The organism is Pseudomonas sp. D4002 (genome assembly GCF_013385665.1).
GTDB lineage: Bacteria > Pseudomonadota > Gammaproteobacteria > Pseudomonadales > Pseudomonadaceae > Aquipseudomonas.
Genome location: NZ_JACAPN010000050.1, coordinates 288 through 24,279, shown reverse-complemented (window position 1 = coordinate 24,279; position 23,992 = coordinate 288). Strand labels below are relative to the sequence as shown.

The window sequence follows — 23,992 nt, the reverse complement described above, 5'->3', positions numbered from 1 at the left end:
ACACGCCGAAATGCCCCCCTTGCCTACTGTCAGAATTCACAGTTCGAACCTTAAAAACCGCACCACCCGACGAGTGGCGCGTTGCGATCCGAGTTAAAAACCCTCCAGCTCCGCCATCAAATCACTCAACCGATCCACCTTCTCGGCGCTGATCTCATTCGCCGCCAGCCCGTCGATATACCCCGCCAACGCCTCCACCGTGCTGCACTCGAACATCGCCCGCAACGGCACATCCCGCTGCAGCGTCTTCTGCACCCGAGAAGCTATCTGCGTGGCCAGCAACGAATGCCCGCCCAGTTCGAAGAAGTTGTCCTGCACGCCGACGCGCTCGACCTTGAGCACCTCGGCCCAGATCCCGGCCAGCGTCTGCTCCAGCTCATTGCGCGGCGCCAGATATTCCTGGCTGTGCAACTGGCCGATCTCCAGTGCCGGCAAGGCCTTGCGGTCCAGCTTGCCGTTGGCGTTCAGCGGCAACCGGTCGAGCCACAACCAATGCAACGGCACCATGTATTCCGGCAGCTCGGCCCGCAGGCGTTGCTTGATGCGATCGAGGCGCTCACCCGGGTTGAGCTGCGCATCCGCCGCCACCAGGTAGCCCACCAGATGCTTGCCGTTGACGCCCTCCTGCACGCCCACCGCCGCATCCCGCACTTCAGGCTGCTCATGCAGGCGCGCTTCGATTTCACCCAGCTCGATCCGGTAACCGCGAATCTTCACCTGATGGTCGATGCGCCCGACGTACTCCAACACACCGTCGCTGCGACGGCGGGCCAAATCCCCTGTTCGATACAACCGGTCCGCACCCAATGGATTCGGCACAAACGCTTGCGCCGTGCGCAGCGGATCGCTGACATAACCACGACCCACGCCCGTCCCGGCCACGCACAACTCGCCAACCGCGCCTTGGGGCACCAATTCCAGCGCGCCGTCCAGCAGGTACAACCGGTTGTTGTCGGTCGGCGTACCAATCGGCAGATAAGTGCCACGGGTCGACGCCAGGTCGACGCGGAAGAACGCCACGTCGTCCGAACATTCCGCCGGGCCATACGCGTTGACCAGGCCAATCTGCGGATAACGCAGCAACCACTGGTGCGCCAGTTCCGGCGGCATCGCTTCACCCGTCGGCAGCATCCAGCGCAAGCCATCCAGGCTCATGCGCTCCTGGGCGAGCATGCCCTGGATCAGTGACGGCACGCTTTCCAGCACGGTAATGCCCTGGGCCTGGACGTGAGCGAGCAAGCCTTGCGGATCATGGGCAATGGTATTTGGCACAATGTCCACCCTCGCCCCGAACAGCGGCGCCGCGAGGAACTGCCACACCGAGATATCGAAACTTTGCGAGGCGGTCTGGGCGATCACATCGTGCTCAGTCAGTTGCAGATACGGCACCTTGCTCAACTGGTTATTGAGCATGCCGCGCTGTTCGACCATCACGCCCTTGGGCAGGCCAGTGGAGCCCGAGGTGTAGATCACGTAGGCAAGGTTGTCCGGCGCACTGTAGATACCGGGGTTTTCCTGCGAGCCAGTCATCTCCTCCCACACCAGCAACTTCGGCCGGCCGCAGCAGGCAAACTCTTCCAGCAGCACCTGCGCCTGCTCGCGGCACGCTTCGGTGCACACCAGCAACGGCGTGCGGCTCAAGTCGATAATCCGGCTCAAGCGCTGGCTCGGCAGGCCCGGGTCCAGCGGCAGGTACCCGGCACCGGCCTTGAAGCTGCCGATGATCATGCCCAGCAAATCCAGATTACGTTCAGCCAGCAACGCCACCGGTTGGTCCAGCCCGACACCCGCGGCAATCAGCGCATGACCCAGGCGGTTACTGCGCCGGTTCAGCTCAGAGTAGGTCCATTGCTGATCCAGGCAACTGGCGGCAATCCGCTGTGGATGCTGTGCCACCTGGGCTTCGAACAGCTCGATGTAACTGCGCTCCAGCGGATATTCATGCTCGCTCTGGTTGCAGCCGTCCACCAGGAACTCACGCTCCTGCTCGCCAATCAGCGGCAAGTCGGCCATGTCGCCATGGAAGCCCTGCACCAGCGCCAGCAGCAGCCGCTTGAATTCAGCGAGCATGCCTTGCACGGTGGTTTCATCGAAATAACGCTGGTCGTAGGACAGGTGCAAGCCCAGGTCATCGCCCGGGTAGCACACGGCAGTCAGCGGGAAGTTGGTGTGGGTGCGACCGGAATCCGAGGTGGCATTCAGGCTTTGCGCACGGTCCAGTACCGAGACTTCCACCGGGGCGTTCTCGAACACGAACAGGCTGTCGAACAGCGGCTGGCCTTTCGGCAATTCGCTGTGCTCCTGGATGGTCACCAGCGGCAGGTACTCGTACTCGCGCAGTTGCATATTGCTGTCGAGCAGGCCGCTCAACCATTGGCGCACGCTGCACTGCTGATCGTCCTCCGGCAGCTTGACCCGCAAGGCGATACTGTTGATAAACAGCCCGACGGTGCGCTGCATCTCGGGCATTTCTACCGGGCGCCCGGCCACGGTGACGCCGAACAGCACGTCGCGATCGCCACTCAAGCGCCGCAGCACCAGGGCCCATGCCGCCTGGGCGAAGGTGTTCACCGTCAATTGATGAGCCTGGGCCAGCTCGCGCAATTGCGCGCCGTCGCGCACATCCAGGCGGGTGTAGCAGTCGCCTACCACCATGCCGCCGCTGTGGCCGGCATGCTCGCGCAGGAACGGCCGGTCGCTCGGAATCGGTGTGGTGCGTTCGAACCCTTGCAGGTTCTGCTGCCACCACTGGCGCGCCTCGGCGAGGTTCTGGCGTTGCAGCCAGGCGATGTAATCGCGGTAACGCGGTGGCGTCGCCAGTTGCGCTTCGCGACCTTCGCCGAGGGCCATGTAGATGTCGAAGAAATCGTTCATCAGCAGCGAGCGGCACCACGCATCGATCAGAATGTGGTGGTTGCTCATCATGAACCAGTAGCGGGCTTCGCCTACGCGGATCAGCCGCAGGTGGAAGGGCGCCTGGTTAAGCAGATCGAAACCGGCTTCACGCTCGCTTTTCAGCAACGCTTGCAGGCGCGGTTCCTGCTCGCTTTCCGGCTCCTGGCTCCAGTCGAGGTACTCGATCGGCGTGCTGCCGGGCTTGTGGATAACCTGCAACATGTCTTCGCCGACGTTCCAGCAGAACGAGGCGCGCAAGGCTTCATGACGGGCGATCACCGCCTGCCAGGCCTGGGCGAAACGCTCGGGGTCCAGGGCGCTGTTGATGCGGTAGCGGTCCTGCATGTAGTAGAGGCCGGTGCCCGGTTCCAGCAGGGTGTGCAGCAGCAAGCCTTCCTGCATCGGGGTCAGCGGGTACACGTCTTCGATGGCATTGGCCGGCACCGGCAGCGCATCGAGTTGCCCCTGGGTCAGGTGCGCCAGCGGGAAGTCCGACGGCGTAAGGCCGCCCGCGTCTGCCTTGAGGCAATGTTCGATCAGGCTTTGCAGTTCCGCCAGGTAAGCGTCCGCCAGTTCAGCGATGGTCTGGCTGTGGTGACGCTCGCGGCTGAAGGTCCAGCGCAGCACCAGCTCACCGCCGTACACCTGGCTGTCGACACTCAGCGCGTTGGGCAACGGCGCGTCCGGGTCGTGGGCGATCCCGGCGGACTCGTCCAGCGGGTGGAACAGTGCGTCGGCGCCAAAGCTCTGGTCGAACTGGCCGAGGTAGTTGAAGGTGATACTGGCGCTCGGCAACGCGGCCATGGTCTGGCGGCACAGGTCGTCGGCCAGGTAGCGCAGCACGCCATAACCCAACCCCTTGTGGGGCACGCCGCGCAGTTGCTCCTTGATCGCCTTGATCGAGGCGCCCTGCCCGGCGGCCTCTTCGATATGCAGCGGGGTCAGGCGCAGCGGGTAGGCGCTGGTGAACCAGCCGACGCTGCGGGTCAGGTCGATCTCGTCGAACAGGGTCTCGCGGCCGTGGCCTTCCAGCTGGATCAATGCGGATTCATGGCCACTCCAACGGCACAGCACACGGGCCAGGGCCGTCAGCAGCAAATCGTTGACCTGGGTGCGGTAGGCACTTGGCGCCTGCTGCAACAGCTGGCGGGTGCGCTCGGCATCCAGGCGCACGCTGACGGTATCGGCGTCGCGATTGCGCAGCGAACCCTGTGGGTGATCCACCGGCAATTCAACGGCAGGGCCGGCCAACTGTTGCTGCCACACGTGCAGCTCCTCACGCAGGGATTCGCTGCCGGCATACGCCTGCAACCGCGCCGCCCAGTCGCGCAAGGCGCTGGTCTTGGCCGGCAGGTTGACCGGCTGGCCGTCGCTCAACTGGCGATACACGGTCTGCAAATCTTCCAGCAATACCCGCCAGGAAACGCCGTCCACCACCAGGTGATGGATCGCGATCAGCAGCCGGCGCTGGCCTTGCGGGCCGTCCACCAGCAGCGCGCGCAACAACGGGCCATGGGCGAGGTTGAGGCTGCGCTGGGTGTCGGTGAACAGCGCGCTGCACTGCTCCATGTCCGCCACCTGGGCTTGCAACAGCAGGCCGCCTTCCGGCACCGCCAAGTGTTCGGCGTGCCATTGGGCGTCGCGCTGGGTGAAGCTCAGGCGCAGGGCGTCGTGATGTTCCAGCACCGCCAGCAACGCTTGTTCCAGGCGATGAGGTTCCAGGGCCTGAACCGGCTCCAGCAGCAATGCCTGGTTCCAGTGTTGGCGCTCCGGGATGTCGGTGTCGAAGAACCAGTGCTGGATCGGCGTCAGCCCGGACGCGCCGGTCAACACGCCTTGTTCGGCGCTGACCTGCTCGCTGCGGGTCGCCACGGCGGCCAGGGTTTGCACGGTCTGGTGCTGGAACAAATCACGCGGGCTGAAATGAATCCCCGCCTGCCGGGCCCGGCTGACCACCTGGATCGACAGGATCGAGTCGCCGCCCAACTCGAAGAAGTTGTCGTCAAGGCCTACCTGTTGCACGTTCAGTACCGCGCACCAGATGGCCGCCAGGGTTTGCTCCAGCTCGTTGCGCGGCGCCACGTACTGTTGACGATTCGCCTCGGGGTCCGGCTGCGGCAAGGCGCGGCGGTCGAGTTTGCCGTTGGCGGTCAGCGGCATGCTGTCGAGGACGATCAGGTGCGCGGGCACCATGTAGTCCGGCAGCTGCGCTTTCAAATGCGCCTTGAGGGATTCACGCAGCGCGCCCTGCTCCTGGTCGCTGACCAGATAGGCCACCAACTGCTTGCCGCTCGGAGAGTCCAGCGCCAACACCACCGCTTCACGCACCGCCTCGTGTTCCAGCAGGCGGGTTTCAATTTCTCCCAGCTCGATGCGGAAACCACGAATCTTCACTTGATGGTCGATACGACCGAGGTATTCCACCAGGCCATCGGCACGCTGGCGCACCAGGTCACCGGTGCGATACAGGCGACCGCCGTTCGTGGCAAACGGATCCGCGACAAACCGCTCCGCCGTCATCCCCGGACGCTGGTGATACCCCTGGGCCAGGCCTGCACCGCCGACGTACAACTCGCCGGTCGCGCCTTGCGGCACTAGCGCCAGATCCGCATCCAGAATGTAGGCCACACGCGCGCCGATGATGCTGCCGATCGGCACGCTGCCGGCGCCCTCTTCCAAGGCTTCCGGGGCCAGGCTGGCCAACGGCATCACCACGGTTTCAGTCGGACCATAGGCGTTGAAAAACAGCGCCGGCTTGAATGCCGCGCGAATGCGCTGCAAGTGTTCGCCAGTCAGGGCCTCACCGCCGGTGATGCACATGCGCACCGCCAGGGTCTGGTCTTGCGTGGCCAGCCATTGCGCCAACTGGCTGCCATAGCTTGGGGTGAAGCCCAGGATATTGATGCGGTGCCGACGAATCAGCCCGCAGATTTCTTCCGCGTCCCACTGGCCCTGGGCCCGCAACACCACCTGGGCACCACTGAGCAACGGCACCAGCAGACGCTCGGTGGCAGCGTCAAAGTTGATGGAATAGAAGTGCAGCTCGCAGTCATCCGGGCGCATGCCGAAGCGCTCGATCACCGCCTGGCAATGCATGGCGATTTCGCCGTGGGACACCACCACGCCCTTGGGCTTGCCGGTAGAACCGGAGGTGTAGATCAAGTAGGCCTGATGTTGCGGCAGGCTGATGAAAGGCAACTCGCTCGCCGGGTAGTCCGCCAGGGTCGGCAGGTCATCTTCCAGGCACCAGCGGCCGACACTCTCAGGCAGTTCGCCCAATGCGTCGAACATCGCAGCATCGCTGAGCAACAGGCCGATGCCACTGTCTTCGATCATGTAGTGCAGGCGGTCCAGCGGGTATTCCGGGTCCAGCGGCACATAGGCGCCACCGGCCTTGAGGATTGCCAGCAGGCCGACGACCATTTCCAGCGAACGCGGCAACGCCAGGCCGACCCGCACCTGCGGGCCCACGCCGCGCTCGCGGAGCATCCAGGCCAGGCGATTGGCACGGCTGTCGAGTTCGCTGTAGCTCAGGGTCTGCCCGGCAAAGGTCAACGCCGGTGCATCGGCACGGGCCAGGGCCTGCTCGCTGAACAGGTGATGGATGCACTGGTCGAGGCGATGCTCGCCGGCTTCAATACCGAGGCTGTCTTGCAGGGCGCGCTGTTCGCCAGCCTCCAGCAACGGCAACTCACTCAGGCGCTGTTGCGGATCGGCAAGCAAGGCTTCCAGCAGGTTTTGCCAATGCGCCGCCATGCGCGCAATGCGCGGCTCGTCGAACAGGTCGGTGCTGTAGGTCAGGCAGCAACCCAGGCGATGATCGAGGTCAGTGACTTCCAGGTTGAGGTCGAACTTGGTGGCGCGGGCGTCGTTAGCCAGGTATTCGACGGTCATCCCGGCCAGGGTGCGGCTCTGCTGGAATTCCCAGCGCTGCACGTTGCACATCACCTGGAACAGCGGGTTGTACGCCGCGCTGCGGGTTGGTTGCAGGGCCTCCACCAGATGGTCGAACGGCAGGTCCTGATGGGACTGGCCTTCGATCACGGTGTGGCGAACCTGGTCAAACAGTTCGCCGACACTCATCTGCCCGTTGAGCTGGCAACGCAGCACCTGGGTGTTGAGAAATGCGCCAATCAGCCCTTCGCTTTCCGGGCGAATCCGGTTGGCCACCGGCGCGCCGATGCGCAGGTCGGTCTGGCCGCTGTAGCGGTAGAGCAATACCGCGAGGGTGGCGGTCATGGTCATGAACAGGGTCAGGCCGCGTTCGGCGTTGAAGGCACGCACGCGGGCGGCGAGGTCATCGCTCAAATCGAAACGGTACAGCTCGCCCTGGTGACTTTGCACCGGCGGACGCGGCCGGTCGCCCGGCAGCTCCAGCAGCGGATGTTCGGTGCCCAGTTGCGCGGTCCAGTAATCCAGTTGGCGCTGGCGTTCGCCGGACTCCAGCCACTGGCGCTGCCACACGCTGTAGTCGAGGTACTGCACCGGCAGCGGCGCCAGTGGCGATTCGCGGTCGTCGATGAACGCTTCGTACAGCGCGCTGAGTTCACGGGCAAAGATGTCCATGGCCCAGCCTTCGGTGACGATATGGTGCAGGGTCAGCACCAGGTAATGTTCCTGCTCGCCGGCCTTGACCAGGCAGGCGCGCAGCAATGGGCCGGTTTCCAGATTGAACGGCGAGTGGGCTTCATGGTCGGCCAGTTGTTGCACACGCCGTTGCCGCTCGGCCTCACTGAACGCCGAGAAATCCTGCCAATCCATGCGCACGCCGGTTTGCGCCGCAACCTTCTGCTGCGCCACGCCATTGATGCTCGGGAAAGTCGTGCGCAGGGTTTCATGACGCATGATCAAGGCCTGCAACGCCGCCTCGAAACGGCCCACGTCCAGCACCCCGCGAAAGCGCGCCATGCCGCCGACGTTATACGCCGGGCTGTCGGGCTCCATCTGCCAGAGGAACCACATGCGCTGCTGGGAATAGGACAGTGGCACCGGTTGGCTGCGGTCGACCTTGCCGATGGCCAGCTGTTGGTTACGTTGCCCGGCGGACTGGATCAGCCGGACCTGCTCGGCGAAAGCCCCCAGCTCGCTGGCGTCGAACAGCGTGCGCAACGGCAGTTCGACGTCACAGGCCTGGCGGGTGCGGGAGATGATTTGCGTGGCCAGCAACGAATGGCCGCCAAGGGCGAAGAAGTCGTCCCGCAGGCCGATGCGTGGCAGCGCCAGGACTTCACGCCAGATCGCGGCGATTTGCTGCTCCAGCGCTGTTTCAGGTTCGACGTGCTCACGTACCTGCCACACCGGTTCCGGCAAGGCGCGGCGATCCAGTTTGCCGCTTGGGCTCAGGGGCATCGCGTCCAGGCGCATCAACTGCGCCGGGACCATGTACTCCGGCAGCTCGGCGGCCAGGGCGGTTTTTACGTCCTGTTCATCCAACGGTTCGCTGGCGGTGTAGTAACCGATCAACTGCGCACCGGCTGCGGTTTCCCGTACCAGCACCACCGCTTGGGCGATGCCGTCGAGAGCCAGCAGGCGGGCTTCGATTTCTTCAGGCTCGACACGGAAGCCACGCAGTTTGACCTGCTGATCCAGGCGCCCGAGGTATTCCAGCACACCGTCGGTGCTCCAGCGCACGCGGTCACCGGTGCGATACAGGCGTGCGCCCGCCTCACCCAACGGGTCGGCGACAAAGCGTTCAGCGGTCAGCCCCGCACGCCCGAGGTAACCCCGGGCCAGGCCGATGCCACCGATGCACAACTCACCCGGCACACCCGCCGGCAGCGGCTCGAACTGATCATCCAGCACCCGGCAAATCACATTGCCCAGCGGCCGGCCAATCGGCGAACGCTCGCCGTCCTCGGCCTGGCAATGCCAGTGCGTCACGTTGATCGCGGTTTCGGTGGGGCCATACCGATTGTGCAACTGCACCGCCGGCAACTGCGCCAGCACCCGGTTGCGCAACTCGGCAGGCAGCGCTTCACCGCCGGAGAACAGGCGACGCAGGCTGGTGCATTCGGCAGCCAACGGTTCGTCGACAAACAGCTGCAACAGCGGCGGCACAAAGTGCAGGGTGGTCACGCCGTGCTCCTGCACCAACTGCGCGATGCGATGGGGATCGCGATGCTCGCCGGGGCCGGCCAGCACCAGGCGGCAACCGGTGATCAGCGGCCAGAAACACTCCCACACCGACACGTCGAAACTGATGGGCGCCTTTTGCATCAGCACATCGGTTTCATCCAATTGGTAGGTGGCTTGCATCCACTGCAAGCGCTCGGCCAGCGCGGCATGGGTGTTGCCCACGCCCTTGGGCTGTCCGGTGGAGCCGGAGGTGTAGATCACATAGGCGAGGTTGTCGCCATTGAGGTGCAAACCCGGCGCGTGGGTCGGCCAACTGTCGAGCTTGAGGCTGTCCATGGCTATGACGCACACGCCTTGCGCCGTGGGCAGTTGTTCCAGCAGTGAAGTCTGGGTCAGCAGCAGTTGCACGCCGCTGTCCTTGAGCATGTAGGCCAGGCGTTCGGCCGGGTAATCCGGATCCAGCGGCACATAGGCACCGCCGGCCTTGATGATTGCCAGCAGGCCGATCAGCAGTTGCGGCGAACGCTCGGCGGCGATGGCCACGCACACGTCCGGGCCGACGCCCTTGTCCCGCAGGTAATGGGCCAGGCGGTTGGCCTGGGTGTGCAATTGCGCGAAGGTCAGGCTGCCGTCCTGCCACACCAGTGCGGTGCGTTCCGAGACCTGTTGGTTAAGTTGTTCCGGCAGCCAGCGCTGCGCCGGTGTGCACGGCGCAGCGCTCCACTGCTGTTGTTGGCGCTGCTCGTCGACGTGCAACAGCTTCAGATCGCCGATGGCCTGTTGTGGTTGCTCGCAAATGGCTTGCAGCAGGTTGATGAAGTGCCCGGCCAGGCGTTCGATGGTGGCGGCGTCGAACAGTTCATCGGCGTAGTCGAAGGACAGGCTCAAGCGGCCGTTGCGGTCTTCTTCCGTGTGCAGTTGCAGGTCGAACTTGGCTTCGCGGCTGTGCCATGCCAGCTCGTCGGCAAGCAGGCCCGGCAAGCGGCGCAGGGCGCCGAGGTCACGTTGCTGGTGGTTGAACATCACCTGGAACAGGCCTTGTTCCCGAGCTTGGGGGAAGGCTTCCAGCAGTTGTTCGAAAGGCAGGTCCTGATGGGCCTGGGCGCCCAGCGCTGCGGTGCGGGTTGCCGTCAGCAACTCGGCGAAGGGCAGGCGCGCATCCAGTTCGGCGCGCAGTACGAGGGTGTTGATAAAGAACCCGATCAGGCCTTGGGTTTCCTGGCGCGGACGGTTGGCGTTGGGCACACCGATGCGGATATCGCGCTGGCCGCTGTAGCGATAGAGCAGGCTCTGGAACGCGGCGAGCAACAGCATGAACGGCGTGGATTCGTGGCTTTGGGCAGTCTTGCGAATGGCTTCGCCGAGGCTCGCGCTCACACGCACACTGTGACGCGAGGCACTGCGCAGGTGCTGCGCCGAACGCGGGTGATCGGTGGCCAGGCTCAGGGTTGGGTGCTCGTCGCCCAGTTGTTGTTTCCAGTAAGCCAGTTGCCGCTGGCCCTCGCCTTCGGCCAGCCACTGGCGCTGCCAACTTCCGTAGTCGGCGTATTGCAGGGCCAGCGCTGGCAGCTCCAGGGGTTGGCCCTGGCACGCAGCGGCGTACAGTCGCGAGAATTCGTCGATCAACACGTTCAGCGACCAGCCGTCCGCGATGATGTGGTGCATCGTCACCAGCAGTTGGTGGTCTTCGTCATCCAGGCGCACCAGCGTTACCCACAGCAGCGGGCCTTTCTCCAGGTCGAACTGGGTGCGGGCTTCGTCTTCACGAATCTGCTTGGCACGGGCTTCCCGCTCGGCGGCAGGCAAATCGCTGAGGTCGATGACTTGCAGGTCGAAATCAGCCTTGGCGTCGACCCGCTGGAAGGCCTGGCCATCGCGCTCGAAGAAGCGCGTGCGCAGGGCTTCGTGGCGCTGGATCAATTGCTGGAAGCTTGAGCGCACCGCGTCTTCATCCAACTCGCCGCGCAACCGCAAGGCGCCGGGGATGGTGTAGGCGCTGCTGTGCGGGTCCAGCTGCCAGGTGATCCACAAACGGTTTTGCGCGAGGGATTGCGGCAGGTCTTCCTGTCGCGACAACCCATGGATTGCGCCTTGGGCCACGCCGCCGTCCTGCTGCAATTGCCCGACGCTGGTGGCGAAGGCGGCCAGGGTGGGCGCTTCGAACAACAGGCGCAGGTTCAGTTCCAGGCCGAGGGTTTCCCGCAGCCGGGCGACGACCTGGGTGGCGCTGATGGAGTTGCCCCCCAGCAGGAAGAAGTGATCGTCGGCGGCGACCTGCGTCACCTGCAATTGCTCGCACCAGATCGCGGCAATCCGGCTTTGCAGCTCGGACGCCAGCACCGCATCACCCGCCTGCGCTTGCACGCCGGGGAACTGCGCATAACTGTCGAGGCTGCCGTCCGCCAGGCGTGTGCGGCAGGCCGAGCGCTGCACCTTGCCGCTGGACGTTTTCGGCAAGCCACCGGGGTTGAGCAACACCACCACGCTCGGCGCTTCCTGGCAGGCTTCGGCCACCGCCTGGCGAATCGCCTTGATCAGTGCTTCCGGCGGCAGGATTTTCTGCACGCTGCGGCTGATTTCGGCGGCGATGCCAATGCCTTCCAGGCCCTGGTCATTCACCGCGAACGCGGCGACCCGGCCCTTGCGCACCACTTCCACTTCGCGCTCGATGGCTTGCTCGATGTCCTGGGGATACAGGTTATGGCCCCGCACGATCAGCAGGTCTTTCAGGCGACCGGTGATAAATACCTCACCTTCGCGGATAAACCCGAGGTCGCCGGTCCGCAGCCAGGTACGGCCTTCGTGCCGGACGAAGGTCTTGGCGGTGGCTTCAGGGTTGCGCCAATAACCATGGGCGATGCTCGGGCCGGTGGCCCAGATTTCACCGACGGCATTGTCGGGGAGCGTCGCCAGGGTGGCGGGGTCGGCAATCAGCACCGCGTGCTCGGGCTGGCTGGTGCCGCAACTCATGATCGCCGCGCCCTGCCCTGGCTCGGCGCGATTGGCGGCCAGGGCCTGTTCGTCCAGGCGCAGGGCCGGGATGCCCTGGCCACGAGTGCCGCCGGCAACGAACAAGGTGGCCTCGGCCAAGCCGTAGGAGGCGAAGAAATTGTTCGGGGTAAAACCGCAGGCGGCGAACTTCTCGGCGAAGCGTTCGAGGGTGTCGAGGCGGATCGGCTCGGAGCCGGAATACGCCACGCGCCATTTGCTCAGGTCCAGGCGATCCAATGCCGATTCGCTGACTCGCTCGCTGCACAAGCGATAGGCGAAGTCCGGCCCGCCGCTGATGGTGCCGCCGTATTCGCTGATCGCTTCGAGCCAGCGCAATGGCCGGCCAAGGAAGTACGCCGGCGACATCAATACGCACGGCACACCGCTGAAGATCGGCTGCAGCAGCCCGCCGATCAGGCCCATGTCGTGGTACAGCGGCAACCAGCTGACGATCACGTCGTCGGGGTTCAGGTCGATGCCGAAGCCGCGACGGATCAGCAATTCGTTGGCCACCAGGTTGCCGTGGGTCACTTGCACGCCCTTGGGCAACGCAGTGGAGCCGGAGGTGTATTGCAGGAAGGCGATGTCATCGTCCTGCAAGTTGGGCGCGATCCAATTGCCCGCGATTTCAACATGGAGACTGTCAACGCACAGCAACTGCGGCGCGCCTTCGAGTTGCGCCAGCGAATCACCGAGGCTGGACGTGGTCAGCAGCAACCGCGGCTCGGCGTCTGCAATGATCGACAGCAGCCGCTCCTGATGATGGCGGCGGGCGGACTCCGGCGGATAGGCCGGCACCGCGATGACCCCGGCGTACAGGCAACCAAAGAACGCCGCGACGTAATCCGGCCCGCTGGGGAACAGCAGCACCGCACGATCGCCCAGCCCGGCGTCGGCCTGCAAGGCGGCGGCAATGGTGCGGGCGCGCAGGTCGAGGTCGCGGTAACTGAGGACAACGCTCTGTTCGGCCGTCTCGGCAAGGAAGCGCAACGCCAGTCGATCCGGGGTTTGCGCGGCGCGGCGTTGAAGGGACTGAACCAGGGTGCGGGGAAGTTCGAAGGCGTCCATCATGGGGTTCCTGCCTGAAATCGGCTTACTGGGAAATCGGGGAATGTATGGCCGGGGGCTTGTTCAGCCGGTCGCCCGGGCCATCTGCCGCGCGGCGTCGTTGCGCCAGCGGGCCAGGTGTTCGTCGGCGTAACGCCGCACACAGCGCAGTACGGAACTCTCGTGCTGCACCAGGAAGAAGTGGTGACCGTCGAACATGTCGAGGGAGAAACCGCTGGCGGTGTCTTGCTGCCAGTCCAGCAGTTGATCGGCGCGCACCGTGTCCTGCTTGCCGCCGAATACATGGATGGGCAGGCTCAGCGGCTCACGCTCGCCGTATTCGAAACTGCCGCACAGCAGGAAGTCGGCCCGCAGGATCGGCAGCATCAACTGCATCAGTTCGGCGTTGGCCAGCACGTCTTCGCCCGTGCCCTTGAGTTCCCGCAGGCGGGCGATCAGTTGTTCGTCGTTTTTCTCGATGGCGTATTCGCTGACATCGCGACAGGCCGGGCCGGCGGTACCCGAGGCAAACAGCGCCAATGGCGGCGGCGCGCCCCGTTCGCGCAGGGCATGGGCCAGTTCGAAGGCCAGCAGGCCGCCGAGGCTGTGGCCGAACAAGGCGTAGGGGCCGTCCAGCTCGGCGCGGATCTCATCAGCCAGTTGCCCGGCCAGTTTTTTGATATCGCGCTGCAACGGCTCGTCCATGCGCATGCCGCGCCCCGGCAACTCCAGCGGCCGCACCTGCAACCACTCCGGCAGCGCCCGCCGCCAGCGGCTGTAGACCATGGCGCTGGCGCCGGAGTAAGGCAGGCAAAACAGGCGTAATCGAGCCGGCGTGTTCATTTCAGACCACTCCCGCTCACACGATAAAAACCCATTTTGTCCTCCTCCAGGCGCTGATCCTTGGCCGGTTTGTTAACTGGCCTTTCACCCATGAGAACGGATGGCACCGGGAAATAATTAGTCAGCGAGACGCCGTTCACACCTCTCGATAAAGCATAAGATTAGTTCGTCTTCTCATTTGACAATCATTATCATTAAGCATAATTTGTTGCCCGATGTGTAGGAGGCCTCAGCAAGGACGCCCTCCCCCAACCTTCTCTTGCAACAAGGTGATTTCCATGACGGAACAAGTATCCACAGGCAGGTGCGACTCACCCCTACTCCAGGCCTTCGTCGACAATCGACTGATCCTGGTCAAGATCGCAGCGCGTATTACCGGCTGCCGATCCCGCGCCGAAGACGTGGTGCAAGACGCCTACTTCCGGTTGCAATCGGCCCCCACCATCACGTCATCGTTCAAGGCGCAGCTCAGTTACCTGTTCCAGATCGTGCGCAACCTGGCTATTGATCACTACCGCAAGCAGGCGCTGGAGCTGAAATATTCCGGCACGGAAGAGGAAGGCTTGAATGTGGTTATTCACGGCGCTTCACCTGAGACCTCGCACATCAACTTTTCGACGCTGGAGAACATTGCCGACGCCTTGACCGAGTTGCCTCAGCGCACGCGTTATGCGTTTGAGATGTACCGGCTGCACGGGGTGCCGCAGAAGGATATTGCCAAGGAGCTGGGGGTTTCACCGACGTTGGTGAACTTTATGATTCGCGATGCGCTGGTGCATTGCCGGAAGGTTTCCGGGACCCATAGCGACACGTTTGCGCGGCGGGCCTGACGCGCCACACATCCCATGTGGGAGCGGGCTTGCTCGCGAAAGCGGTGGATCAGTCACACATGCATTGACTGACACTGCGCTTTCGCGAGCAAGCCCGCTCCCACATTTGATCTTCGTGCACTCAGATTTTTTGCTCAGTCAAACCAACCCACACCGCTCAAAAAACCGCTCCCGCCCCAGAATCATCAACGCCGCCCGCTTATGAGGAAAATCAAACTCCTTCTCACAGTGGAAACACTGATTCTGCATATGCCCAATCATCTTCCCGTTATCCGCCCGAGGCTCAGCCACCACACGCTGCGTACGCGGATCATCGAGAAACAAGTAATGCACCAGCGCCGACAACCAACTCGCTACCTTGTGCGGACCACGGTGGTGCTCTTCGCCCACCAGCATATGAATCCCGCGATCGTAATCCGCCGCATCATAAAACGGCGCAATCCGATCCTCCTTCGCCCAATACGCCTCGAAATAAGCAAACGGCTCATCATCGAAACAGCCAATCAACGTCAACGCATGGGGATCCGCTTCCAGCTTGTCCAGATACTCCCGATGCTGTTCCAGGCTGCCAGTTTCCTGCCAGAAATTCGCCACCCGCGCACTGTTCTGCCAACGATTGAAGCGCGCCAGATCAACATCAATCTCCACCGTACGCAGTGAAATCCACGCCCCCAGCCGCGCATCAAACCGCCGATACACCTCGCCCCGCGGCTTCGGCGCACGGGCAGGATGACGCTTGCCGCCGCTGATGATCATCTGCTGCGGATAAGCCCCCGTGAGAGATTGCCCCAGCCACGGTTGCGGCAACTGCCAGAACAGCGTGCGCTCGCAATGAAACTGCCCGGCAACCCCGGTCGCCACCAGCAACCCACTGCGCAAGGCATCTTCCGGCGCATGCTCAAGACACCAGACCAGTCGCTGACGCCCGGGCTCCCTGGCAAACAGCCAATAACACGCCGCCCACAAGGCACGGGCAGCCGGCACACTGGCGGGCTCCTGCAAATGCACCTGCACCTCATCACCCCGCTCAAGGCGCAGGCGAATCAGCGGCTGGCCCTCAAGGGTGAGGCTCAGGCGGCTATCAGTTTCATCAGCATTCAGGGCGGGTCCCGCCGGCAAGGGCAGCACTGACAGGTCATTCAGATTGGACATGGGATGGGCTCACGAATCGTCGACAGTTCAACAAGTGACGTGAGCCGAGGGCAAAAATTTAGACGATCACGGTACCGGCATTACATCGATGCGGTAAGGCTCGAAGATCTTCAGCAACTGGCCGTTGTCCCTCAGCTGCTTGAGCAGCCCGGCGAACGCCGGCCCCGTGATCGGCGCCTTGGGCCGCAGCAACGCATAGTGGTGGTACACCTGGTCGATCCGCTCGGACACCAGGAACTGCCCCGCCGTATCGGCATTGCGCACCAGGAAATCACTGAGGTAGGAACGTGTCACCAGGGCGATGTCGGCCCGGCCCCGGGCGACCATCAGCAGGTTGCTGTCGTGGGAATAGGTCAAGGTGGCGTTGAAGTGCTCCGCCATGTACTTGGGGTCGGGGTTGAAATTGGCGAACGCGTAGTGATAGCCGCTGAACACCGCCAGGCGCTTGCCGGTCAGGTCGGCGAAATACGATTGGTCGCGACCGGGCTCCTGCTGGGCCACGAAGATTTCCGCATCCTCCAGGCCCATGTCGACATCGGTGTGGGCAATATCCTGCCAGCCCCACTTGGGGTTTTCGAAGATCGCCATGTCCACCCGACCTTGCTGGAAGTCGCGAAAACGCCGGGGAATCGAGGTGGGTACCAGCACAAACTGGTAGTCGGTTTGCAGGGCGTTCAAGGCTTCCACCAGTTGCGGCAGCAACCCGGTGTCGGCACCCTGCTCCGGGCGCACGGTGTATGGCGGGAAATGCGCAGCACCGACCCTCACCAGTTGGGCGGCCGAGGCAGGCATCAGCCACAGTGCGCCAAGTGCCCATATTGAGAGTCCTGCAGCCAATCGCCAAGGCGAAAACATCAAGGCACACACCGTCGAAAACTTTGATCCCGCTAAGCTAGGCGTTTTTGTCTATCGAGACAACTTTCTGCCACACAATTAATAGCTTGCGCGAAAGGGCTAGTCAGCTTTCAACACCATCAGCAAGGCTTCGTCGGCCAGTTGCTCCAGGGTCATGCTGCCGTGGGCGCGAAACCAGGTGGTGGTCCAGGACAAGGCGCCCGTCAGGAAACGCCGCGTGATAAACACATCGCCCTTGATGTAACCGGCGTTTTTCGCCTCCCCCAGCACCTGCAACCAGATCTCTTCGTAGATATCGCGCAAGGCCAGCACCTGGGCCTGGCCCTCGGCCGACAGGGAACGCCATTCATACACCAGCACCGCCATGGCCTCGCCACTGCCGCCCATGATCGACTGCAATTCGCAACGAATCAGCGCCAGCACCCGCTCGCGCACGTTGCTCGCCTCGGCCAGAGAAGCGCGCATCAGGGCGGTGTTGTAGTGGATGGTTTCCTCCATCACCGCCCGCAGGATTTCGTCCTTGCTCTTGAAGTGATGAAAGATGCTGCCGGACTGGATCCCGACCGCGCCGGCCAGGTCACGCACGGTGGTGCGCTCAAAACCCTTGTTGCGAAACAGGTGGGCCGCGGTTTGCAGCAGCTTGCCACGGGCACTGTCGGGGTCGGTCAATTGGCCGGCTTCGACCATGGTGCGCATCACCCGCAGGGCTTTTTGCTCATCCATGCTGCTCTCCTTAACTTCTGGTTACGTCTTGGGCGGCAATTTAGGCCGTGGCAGCCAACCAAGCAAGCGCTTGGGGCAAAGTTATGACCAGAGTTTACAAACCAAGCGCTTGCTTGGTAGTGTGGGTGCCAGCAAACCAGAGGAAGGACGCCCCATGAACAAGACGGTACGCATCGGCTGCGCCAGCGCCTTCTGGGGCGACACCTGCACCGCCGCTGCGCAGTTGGTGCACGGCGGCACGCTGGATTACCTGGTGTTCGACTACCTGGCGGAAGTCACCCTGTCGATCCTCGCCGGAGCGCGAATGAAAGATCCCCAGGCCGGCTATGCCACGGATTTCGTCGAGGTGCTGACGCCGCTGCTGGCGGATATCCAGCGCCAGGGCATCCGCGTGATCAGCAACGCCGGCGGGATCAACCCCCAGGCCTGCGCCGCCGCGTTGCAGGCGGCCTGCGACCAGGCCCGAATCCCGTTGAAGATCGCCGTACTGCTGGGGGATGACCTGCAACCGCAGTTCAAGCAACTGCACGGCGTCACCGACATGTTCAGCGGCGCGCCCTTGCCGCCGATGTGCGTATCCACCAACGCCTACCTCGGCGCGCCCGGTATCGTGCAGGCGTTGAAGCTGGGCGCCGATATCGTCATCACCGGCCGTGTGGTCGACAGCGCAGTGGTCAGCGCAGCGCTGGTGCATGAATTCGACTGGTCCTGGCAGGACTACGACCGCCTGGCCCAGGCGGCATTGGCCGGGCATATCATCGAATGCGGCGCGCAGTGCACCGGCGGCAACTTCACCGATTGGCGGGAGGTACCGGACTACGAACACATCGGTTTCCCGATTGTGGAGGTCAGTGCCGACGGCCAGTTCACCGTCAGCAAGGTCGAGGGCACCGGCGGACTGATCAGCGAACTGAGCGTCGCCGAGCAACTGCTGTATGAAATCGGCGACCCGCGCGCCTACCTGTTGCCCGACGTGATCTGCGACTTCAGCCAGGTCAAGCTCCGGCAACAAGGCAAAAACCGCGTGCACCTGCACGGCGCCAAAGGCCTGCCGCCCACCGACCAATACAAGGTCAGCGCCACCTACCCGGATGGTTTTCGCTGCACCGCCAGTTGCCTGATCGCCGGGATCGACGCGGTGGCCAAGGCCGAACGGGTCAGCCAGGCGATCATCAACAAGACCTCAGAGCTGTTCAGTCAGCGCGGCTGGGCGCCCTACACCGACATCAACATCGAACTGCTGGGCAGCGAAGCCACCTACGGCCCCCATGCCCAACGCCAGGACTGCCGCGAAGTGGTGGTGAAACTGGCGGTGCGTCACCCCAGCAAACAGGCGCTGGTGCTGTTCGCCCGGGAGATTGCCCAGGCGGCCACCGGCATGGCGCCGGGGCTCACCGGAATCGTCGGCGGGCGACCTACGGTGTACCCGCTGATTCGGTTGTTTTCATTCCTGATCGATAAAAGCGCCTGCCAATTGCACGTCGACTTCCTTGGCGAACGGCATGCCTGCGAATTGCCCGTCGCCAAACCGCTGAACACCTCGATCGCATTGATCGACCCGCCCAAACCCCAAGGCCGCGCCGACGCCAACGTGCCGCTGGTCAAGCTGGCCGTGGCCCGCTCCGGCGACAAGGGCAACCACAGCAACATCGGGGTGATCGCCCGCGAGCCCGACTACCTGCCGTGGATCGCCGAGGCACTGACGCCCGAAGTGATCGTCGACTGGATGAGCCACGTGCTCGACCCGATCCACGGCCGCGTCGAGCGCTGGTATTTGCCCGGTAGCCACAGCCTGAACTTCCTGCTGGAAAACGCCCTGGGTGGCGGCGGGATTGCCAGCCTGCGCATCGATCCCCAAGGCAAGGCCTTCGCCCAACAGTTGCTGGAAATCCCGATTGCCGTGCCGCAGCACATTGCCGATCAATTCACTTAAAGGACCCGCGCCGTGGCCTTCGACTCGATCTTCAAAGCCGACCTGTTCCAGGGGCAGACCATCATCGTTACCGGCGGCGGCAGTGGCATTGGCCGTTGCACCGCCCACGAGCTGGCAGCCCTCGGCGCCCATGTGATTCTGGTGGGGCGCAAGCCGGAAAAACTGCAAACGGTGGCGGCGGAGATCAGTGAGGACGGCGGTCGCGCCAGCTGGCAGGCCTGCGATATTCGTGATGAAGAAGCGGTCAAGGCACTGGTCGGCCAGGTCCTGCAGGAGCACGGCCCGATTCATGGCCTGGTGAACAACGCCGGCGGCCAGTACCCCTCGCCGCTCGCGTCGATCAACCAGAAGGGCTTTGAAACCGTGTTGCGCACCAACCTGGTGGGCGGTTTCCTGATGGCCCGGGAAGTGTTCAACCAGAGCATGAGCAAGCACGGCGGGTCCATCGTCAACATGCTCGCCGACATGTGGGGCGGCATGCCCGGCATGGGCCACTCCGGTGCGGCACGTTCGGGCATGGACAACCTCACCAAGACCGCCGCCGTTGAATGGGGTTACGCCGGGGTGCGGGTCAACGCCGTGGCGCCGGGCTGGATTGCCTCCAGCGGCATGGACACCTACGAAGGCGCATTCAAGGCGGTGATCCCGACCTTGCGCGAGCATGTTCCGCTCAAGCGCATCGGCACCGAATCGGAAGTCAGCGCGGCGATTGTGTTCTTGCTCAGCCCCGCCGCCGCGTTCGTCAGCGGCAGCACCTTGCGTATCGACGGCGCCGCCAGCCTGGGCAGCCGCGCCTGGCCGCTGCACAAGGCGCAACCGCCGAGCGTGTCCTTTAATGGTTTCCACCGGGCTTACTTGCCGGACGTGCTCAAGGAGGAGAAATAAGCCATGCCGGTGATCGACTCGCAACTCGACGCCCACAGCCCGCAATTCGCGCAGAACCGCGAAGCGATGCTCACGGGCGTCAATCAATTGCGCCAGCTGGAGCAAAACCTGCTGGGCAAGGCCGCCGAAGCCAAGGCCAGGTTCGACAAGCGCGGGCAACTGCTGCCACGGGAACGCCTGAATTTATTGCTCGACCCCGGCGCGCCGTTCCTCGAACTGGCGAGCCTAGCCGGCTACAAACTGCACGATGACAAGGACGGCAGCGCCGCTGGCGGCGGGTTGATCGCCGGCATCGGCTACGTCAGCGGCGTGCGCATGCTGGTGGTGGCCAACAACAGCGCGATCAAGGGCGGGACCATTTCCCCCTCTGGCCTGAAAAAATCCCTGCGCCTGCAACAGATCGCCATGGAAAACAAACTGCCGGTGGTGACGCTGGCAGAAAGCGGCGGCGCCAACCTCAACTACGCCGCCGAGATTTTCGTCGAAGGCGCCCGCAGCTTCGCCAACCAGGCGCGGATGTCGGCCATGGGCTTGCCGCAGATCACCGTGGTGCATGGCTCGGCCACGGCGGGCGGCGCTTATCAGCCGGGTCTTTCGGATTACGTGGTGGTGGTGCGTGGCAAGGCCAAGCTGTTCCTGGCCGGCCCGCCGCTGCTCAAGGCCGCCACCGGCGAAGTCGCCACCGATGAAGAACTGGGCGGCGCCGAGATGCATGCGCAAACCGCCGGCACCGCTGAATACCTGGCGGAAAACGACGCTGATGGTGTGCGCATCGTGCGTGAGATTGTCAGCCTGTTGCCGTGGGATGACCGCTTGCCGCCTGTGCCAAAGCGCGCTTACAGCGAGCCGCTGTACCCGATTGACGAGCTGTTGGGGCTGATCCCCGACGATCCGAAAAAGCCCTACGACGTGCGCGAAATCCTCGCGCGGTTGGCGGACGCTTCCAACTTCCTCGAATTCAAGGGCGAGTTCGACCCGCACACCGTCTGCGGCCACCTGCATATCCAGGGCCGCGCCTGTGGCTTTATCGGCAACAACGGGCCGATCACCCCGAAGGGTGCGAGCAAGGCCGCGCAATTTATCCAGCTGTGCGACCAGAGCCAGACACCGCTGCTGTTCTTCCACAACACCACCGGCTTCATGGTGGGCACCGAGTCGGAACAGCAAGGCGTGATCAAGCACGGCGCGAAGATGATCCAGGCGGTGGCCAATGCCCGGGTGCCGAAACTGACCATCGTCGTCGGCGGCTCCTATGGTGCCGGCAACTATGCGATGTGCGGCCGTGGGCTCGACCCGCGTTTTATCTTCGCCTGGCCCAACAGTCGCACCGCCGTGATGGGCGGCGCCCAGGCGGGCAAGGTGCTGCGGATCGTCACCGAAGCCAAGCAACTGAAAGACGGCCTGGTGCCCGACCCCAAGGTGCTCGACATGCTCGAACAGGTCACCGCACAGAAACTCGACAGCCAGTCCACCGCCCTTTATGGCAGCGCGAACCTGTGGGACGACGGGCTGATTGATCCACGTGATACACGAACCTTGCTCGGGTTTCTGCTGGACATCTGCCACGAGGCCGAGGTGCGGCAACTACAGCCCAACAGCTTTGGTGCAGCGCGGTTTTGATGATCGTTCCCACGCCCCGCGTGGGAATGCAGCCCGGGACGCCCCGCGTCCCCATAGGGAGAACAATAAAAATGATCTTCACCCAGGAACACGAAGCACTGCGTCGCACCGTCCGTGGCTTTGTCGAGCGCGAGATCAACCCGCATGTGGATGAGTGGGAAAAGGCCGGACGCTTTCCGATCCACGAGATCTTCCGCAAGGCCGGCGACCTCGGTTTGCTGGGTATTTCCAAGCCGGAAAAATTCGGTGGCATGGGCCTCGACTACAGCTACTCGATCGTCGCCGCCGAAGAGTTCGGCAGCATTCGCTGCGGCGGCATCCCGATGTCCATCGGCGTGCAGACCGACATGTGCACCCCGGCCCTCGCCCGCTTCGGCTCCGATGAATTGCGCGAAGAATTCCTGCGCCCGGCCATCAGCGGTGAACAGGTGGGCTGCATCGGCGTTTCGGAAACCGGCGCCGGCTCCGACGTGGCCGGGCTGAAAACCCATGCCCGCAAGGACGGCACTGACTACGTGATCAACGGCAGCAAGATGTGGATCACCAACTCACCGAGCGCCGACTTCATCTGCCTGCTGGCCAACACCTCCGACGACAAGCCGCACATCAACAAGTCGCTGATCATGGTGCCGATGAACACCCCCGGCATCAGCGTCAGCCCGCCCCTGGAAAAGCTCGGCATGCACAGCTCGGAAACCGCCCAGGTGTTTTTCGACGACGTGCGCATCCCCCAGCGCAACCGCATCGGCCATGAAGGTGCGGGATTCATGATGCAGATGCTGCAGTTCCAGGAAGAGCGGCTGTTCGGCGCGGCCAATATGGTCAAGGGCCTGGAGTACTGCATCGACAGCACCATCGATTACTGCAAGGAACGCAAGACCTTCGGCAAGGCGCTGATCGACAACCAGGTGATCCACTTCCGCCTGGCCGAACTGTCCACCGAAATCGAATGCCTGCGGGCGCTGGTGTACCAGGCCACCGAGCAGTACATCAAGGGCCAGGACGTGACGCGCCTGGCCTCCATGGCCAAGCTCAAGGCCGGCCGCCTGGGCCGGGAAGTCAGCGACAGTTGCCTGCAATATTGGGGCGGCATGGGGTTCATGTGGGACAACCCGGTGGCCCGGGCTTATCGCGATGTGCGGCTGGTGTCGATTGGTGGTGGGGCGGACGAGATCATGCTGGGGATCATCTGCAAATTGATGGGCACCCTGCCGGGGAAGAAGTCGTGAACACGTTGTTGCTGGAACCGCATAACGGGGTGCTGCATGTGACCCTCAATCGGCCGGACAGCCGCAATGCCATGAGCCTGGAAATGGTCAACGAACTGCGTGCGGTACTGGCCGATGTGGCTGGGGACAAGAGCGTGCGGGCGTTGGTTATCAGCGGCGCGGGTGGGCATTTTTCGGCCGGTGGCGATGTGAAGGACATGGCTCGCGCGGGAGCCGCGGGAGGCTTGCAGGCGTTGAACCGGGCGTTCGGCACGCTGTTGCAGGAAGTGGAGGCGCTGCCGCAGGTGGTGATTGTGGTGCTTGAGGGTGCCGTGCTGGGCGGCGGGTTTGGGTTGGTGTGTGTCAGTGATGTGGCGATTGCGGATCATCAGGCGCAGTTTGGGTTGCCGGAGACCGGCCTTGGGTTGTTGCCGGCGCAGATTGCGCCGTTCGTGGTGAAGCGTATCGGGTTGACCCAGGCGCGGCGGCTGGCTTTGACGGCGGCGCGGTTTGATGGGGTTGAGGCGCTGCGGTTGGGGTTGGTGCATTTTGTGGAGCACGATCCGCAGGCGTTGGCGGAGCGGCTGGATGAGGTGTTGGGGCAGGTTTTGCGATGTGCTCCGGGGGCTAATGCGCGGACCAAGGCGTTGCTGCTGGCCAGTGGTGAGCAGGTTTTGGGGCCGTTGTTGGACCAGGCTGCCGAGTGGTTTGCCGAGGCGGTTTATGGTGAGGAAGGGGTTGAGGGGACTCAGGCGTTTGTGCAGAAGCGCAGGCCGGGGTGGGCGCGATGAATCGGGGGCATATCCGTTATTTTTGTAATGGCGACTATAGGTTCCGCTCTTACAGCGGGTCACTTTTGAAAAGCGCAAAAGTAACCAAAACGCTCTTGCCCCACCACTCGGCACCTCGCCTGGGCTCGGTGTGCCCTCACTCCG

11 protein-coding genes are annotated in these 23,992 nt (G+C 63.5%); 6 read left to right on the top strand and 5 right to left on the bottom strand.

What is annotated here, in order from left to right; all coding sequences use genetic code 11:
* Nucleotides 1-93: 93 nt before the first annotated feature.
* Nucleotides 94-13,032: a non-ribosomal peptide synthetase gene (locus HX824_RS29945; protein ID WP_177055862.1), complete on the bottom strand. Its 12,939-nt coding sequence runs from the start codon at nt 13,030-13,032 to the stop codon at nt 94-96.
* A 60-nt stretch (nt 13,033-13,092) separates the two neighbouring features.
* Nucleotides 13,093-13,851 carry a thioesterase II family protein gene (locus HX824_RS29940; RefSeq protein WP_177023348.1) on the bottom strand — a complete coding sequence of 253 codons (759 nt, stop codon included), beginning with the start codon at nt 13,849-13,851 and terminating at the stop codon, nt 13,093-13,095.
* Nucleotides 13,852-14,129: 278 nt separating this feature from the next.
* Here HX824_RS29940 and HX824_RS29935 point away from each other — a divergent pair, with 278 nt between their 5' ends.
* Nucleotides 14,130-14,681, top strand: a complete 552-nt coding sequence (locus tag HX824_RS29935; protein ID WP_003209024.1) for an RNA polymerase factor sigma-70 — start codon at nt 14,130-14,132, stop codon at nt 14,679-14,681.
* 138 nt (nt 14,682-14,819) lie between these two features.
* On the opposite strand, the gene HX824_RS29930 is transcribed toward HX824_RS29935, so the two are convergent.
* From HX824_RS29930 to HX824_RS29920, 3 genes are all read right to left on the bottom strand, one after another.
* Complete coding sequence (locus HX824_RS29930) at nt 14,820-15,833, bottom strand: GNAT family N-acetyltransferase (RefSeq protein ID WP_008431680.1); 1,014 nt, start codon at nt 15,831-15,833, stop codon at nt 14,820-14,822.
* 66 nt (nt 15,834-15,899) lie between these two features.
* Nucleotides 15,900-16,688 carry an ABC transporter substrate-binding protein gene (locus tag HX824_RS29925; RefSeq protein WP_083853176.1) on the bottom strand — a complete coding sequence of 263 codons (789 nt, stop codon included), beginning with the start codon at nt 16,686-16,688 and terminating at the stop codon, nt 15,900-15,902.
* Between the two features lie 99 nt (nt 16,689-16,787).
* Nucleotides 16,788-17,411: a TetR/AcrR family transcriptional regulator gene (locus tag HX824_RS29920; RefSeq protein WP_177055860.1), complete on the bottom strand. Its 624-nt coding sequence runs from the start codon at nt 17,409-17,411 to the stop codon at nt 16,788-16,790.
* 154 nt (nt 17,412-17,565) lie between these two features.
* On the opposite strand from HX824_RS29920, the gene HX824_RS29915 reads away from it, so the two are divergent.
* The 5 genes from HX824_RS29915 (at nt 17,566) to HX824_RS29895 (ending at nt 23,848) form a co-directional block, all read left to right on the top strand.
* Nucleotides 17,566-19,344: an acyclic terpene utilization AtuA family protein gene (locus HX824_RS29915; RefSeq protein WP_008431687.1), complete on the top strand. Its 1,779-nt coding sequence runs from the start codon at nt 17,566-17,568 to the stop codon at nt 19,342-19,344.
* Between the two features lie 12 nt (nt 19,345-19,356).
* Nucleotides 19,357-20,229 carry an SDR family oxidoreductase gene (locus HX824_RS29910; RefSeq protein WP_008431689.1) on the top strand — a complete coding sequence of 291 codons (873 nt, stop codon included), beginning with the start codon at nt 19,357-19,359 and terminating at the stop codon, nt 20,227-20,229.
* A 3-nt stretch (nt 20,230-20,232) separates the two neighbouring features.
* Nucleotides 20,233-21,849, top strand: a complete 1,617-nt coding sequence (gene atuC, locus HX824_RS29905) for a geranyl-CoA carboxylase subunit beta (RefSeq protein ID WP_008431693.1) — start codon at nt 20,233-20,235, stop codon at nt 21,847-21,849.
* A gap of 71 nt (nt 21,850-21,920) precedes the next feature.
* Nucleotides 21,921-23,078 (top strand): citronellyl-CoA dehydrogenase, encoded by a 1,158-nt coding sequence (gene atuD / locus HX824_RS29900; RefSeq protein WP_003209038.1) that lies wholly within the window; start codon nt 21,921-21,923, stop codon nt 23,076-23,078.
* Nucleotides 23,075-23,848: an enoyl-CoA hydratase-related protein gene (locus HX824_RS29895; RefSeq protein WP_177055858.1), complete on the top strand. Its 774-nt coding sequence runs from the start codon at nt 23,075-23,077 to the stop codon at nt 23,846-23,848. The genes atuD and HX824_RS29895 overlap by 4 nt, the downstream gene beginning before the upstream one ends.
* The last annotated feature ends 144 nt before the right edge of the window (nt 23,849-23,992 follow it).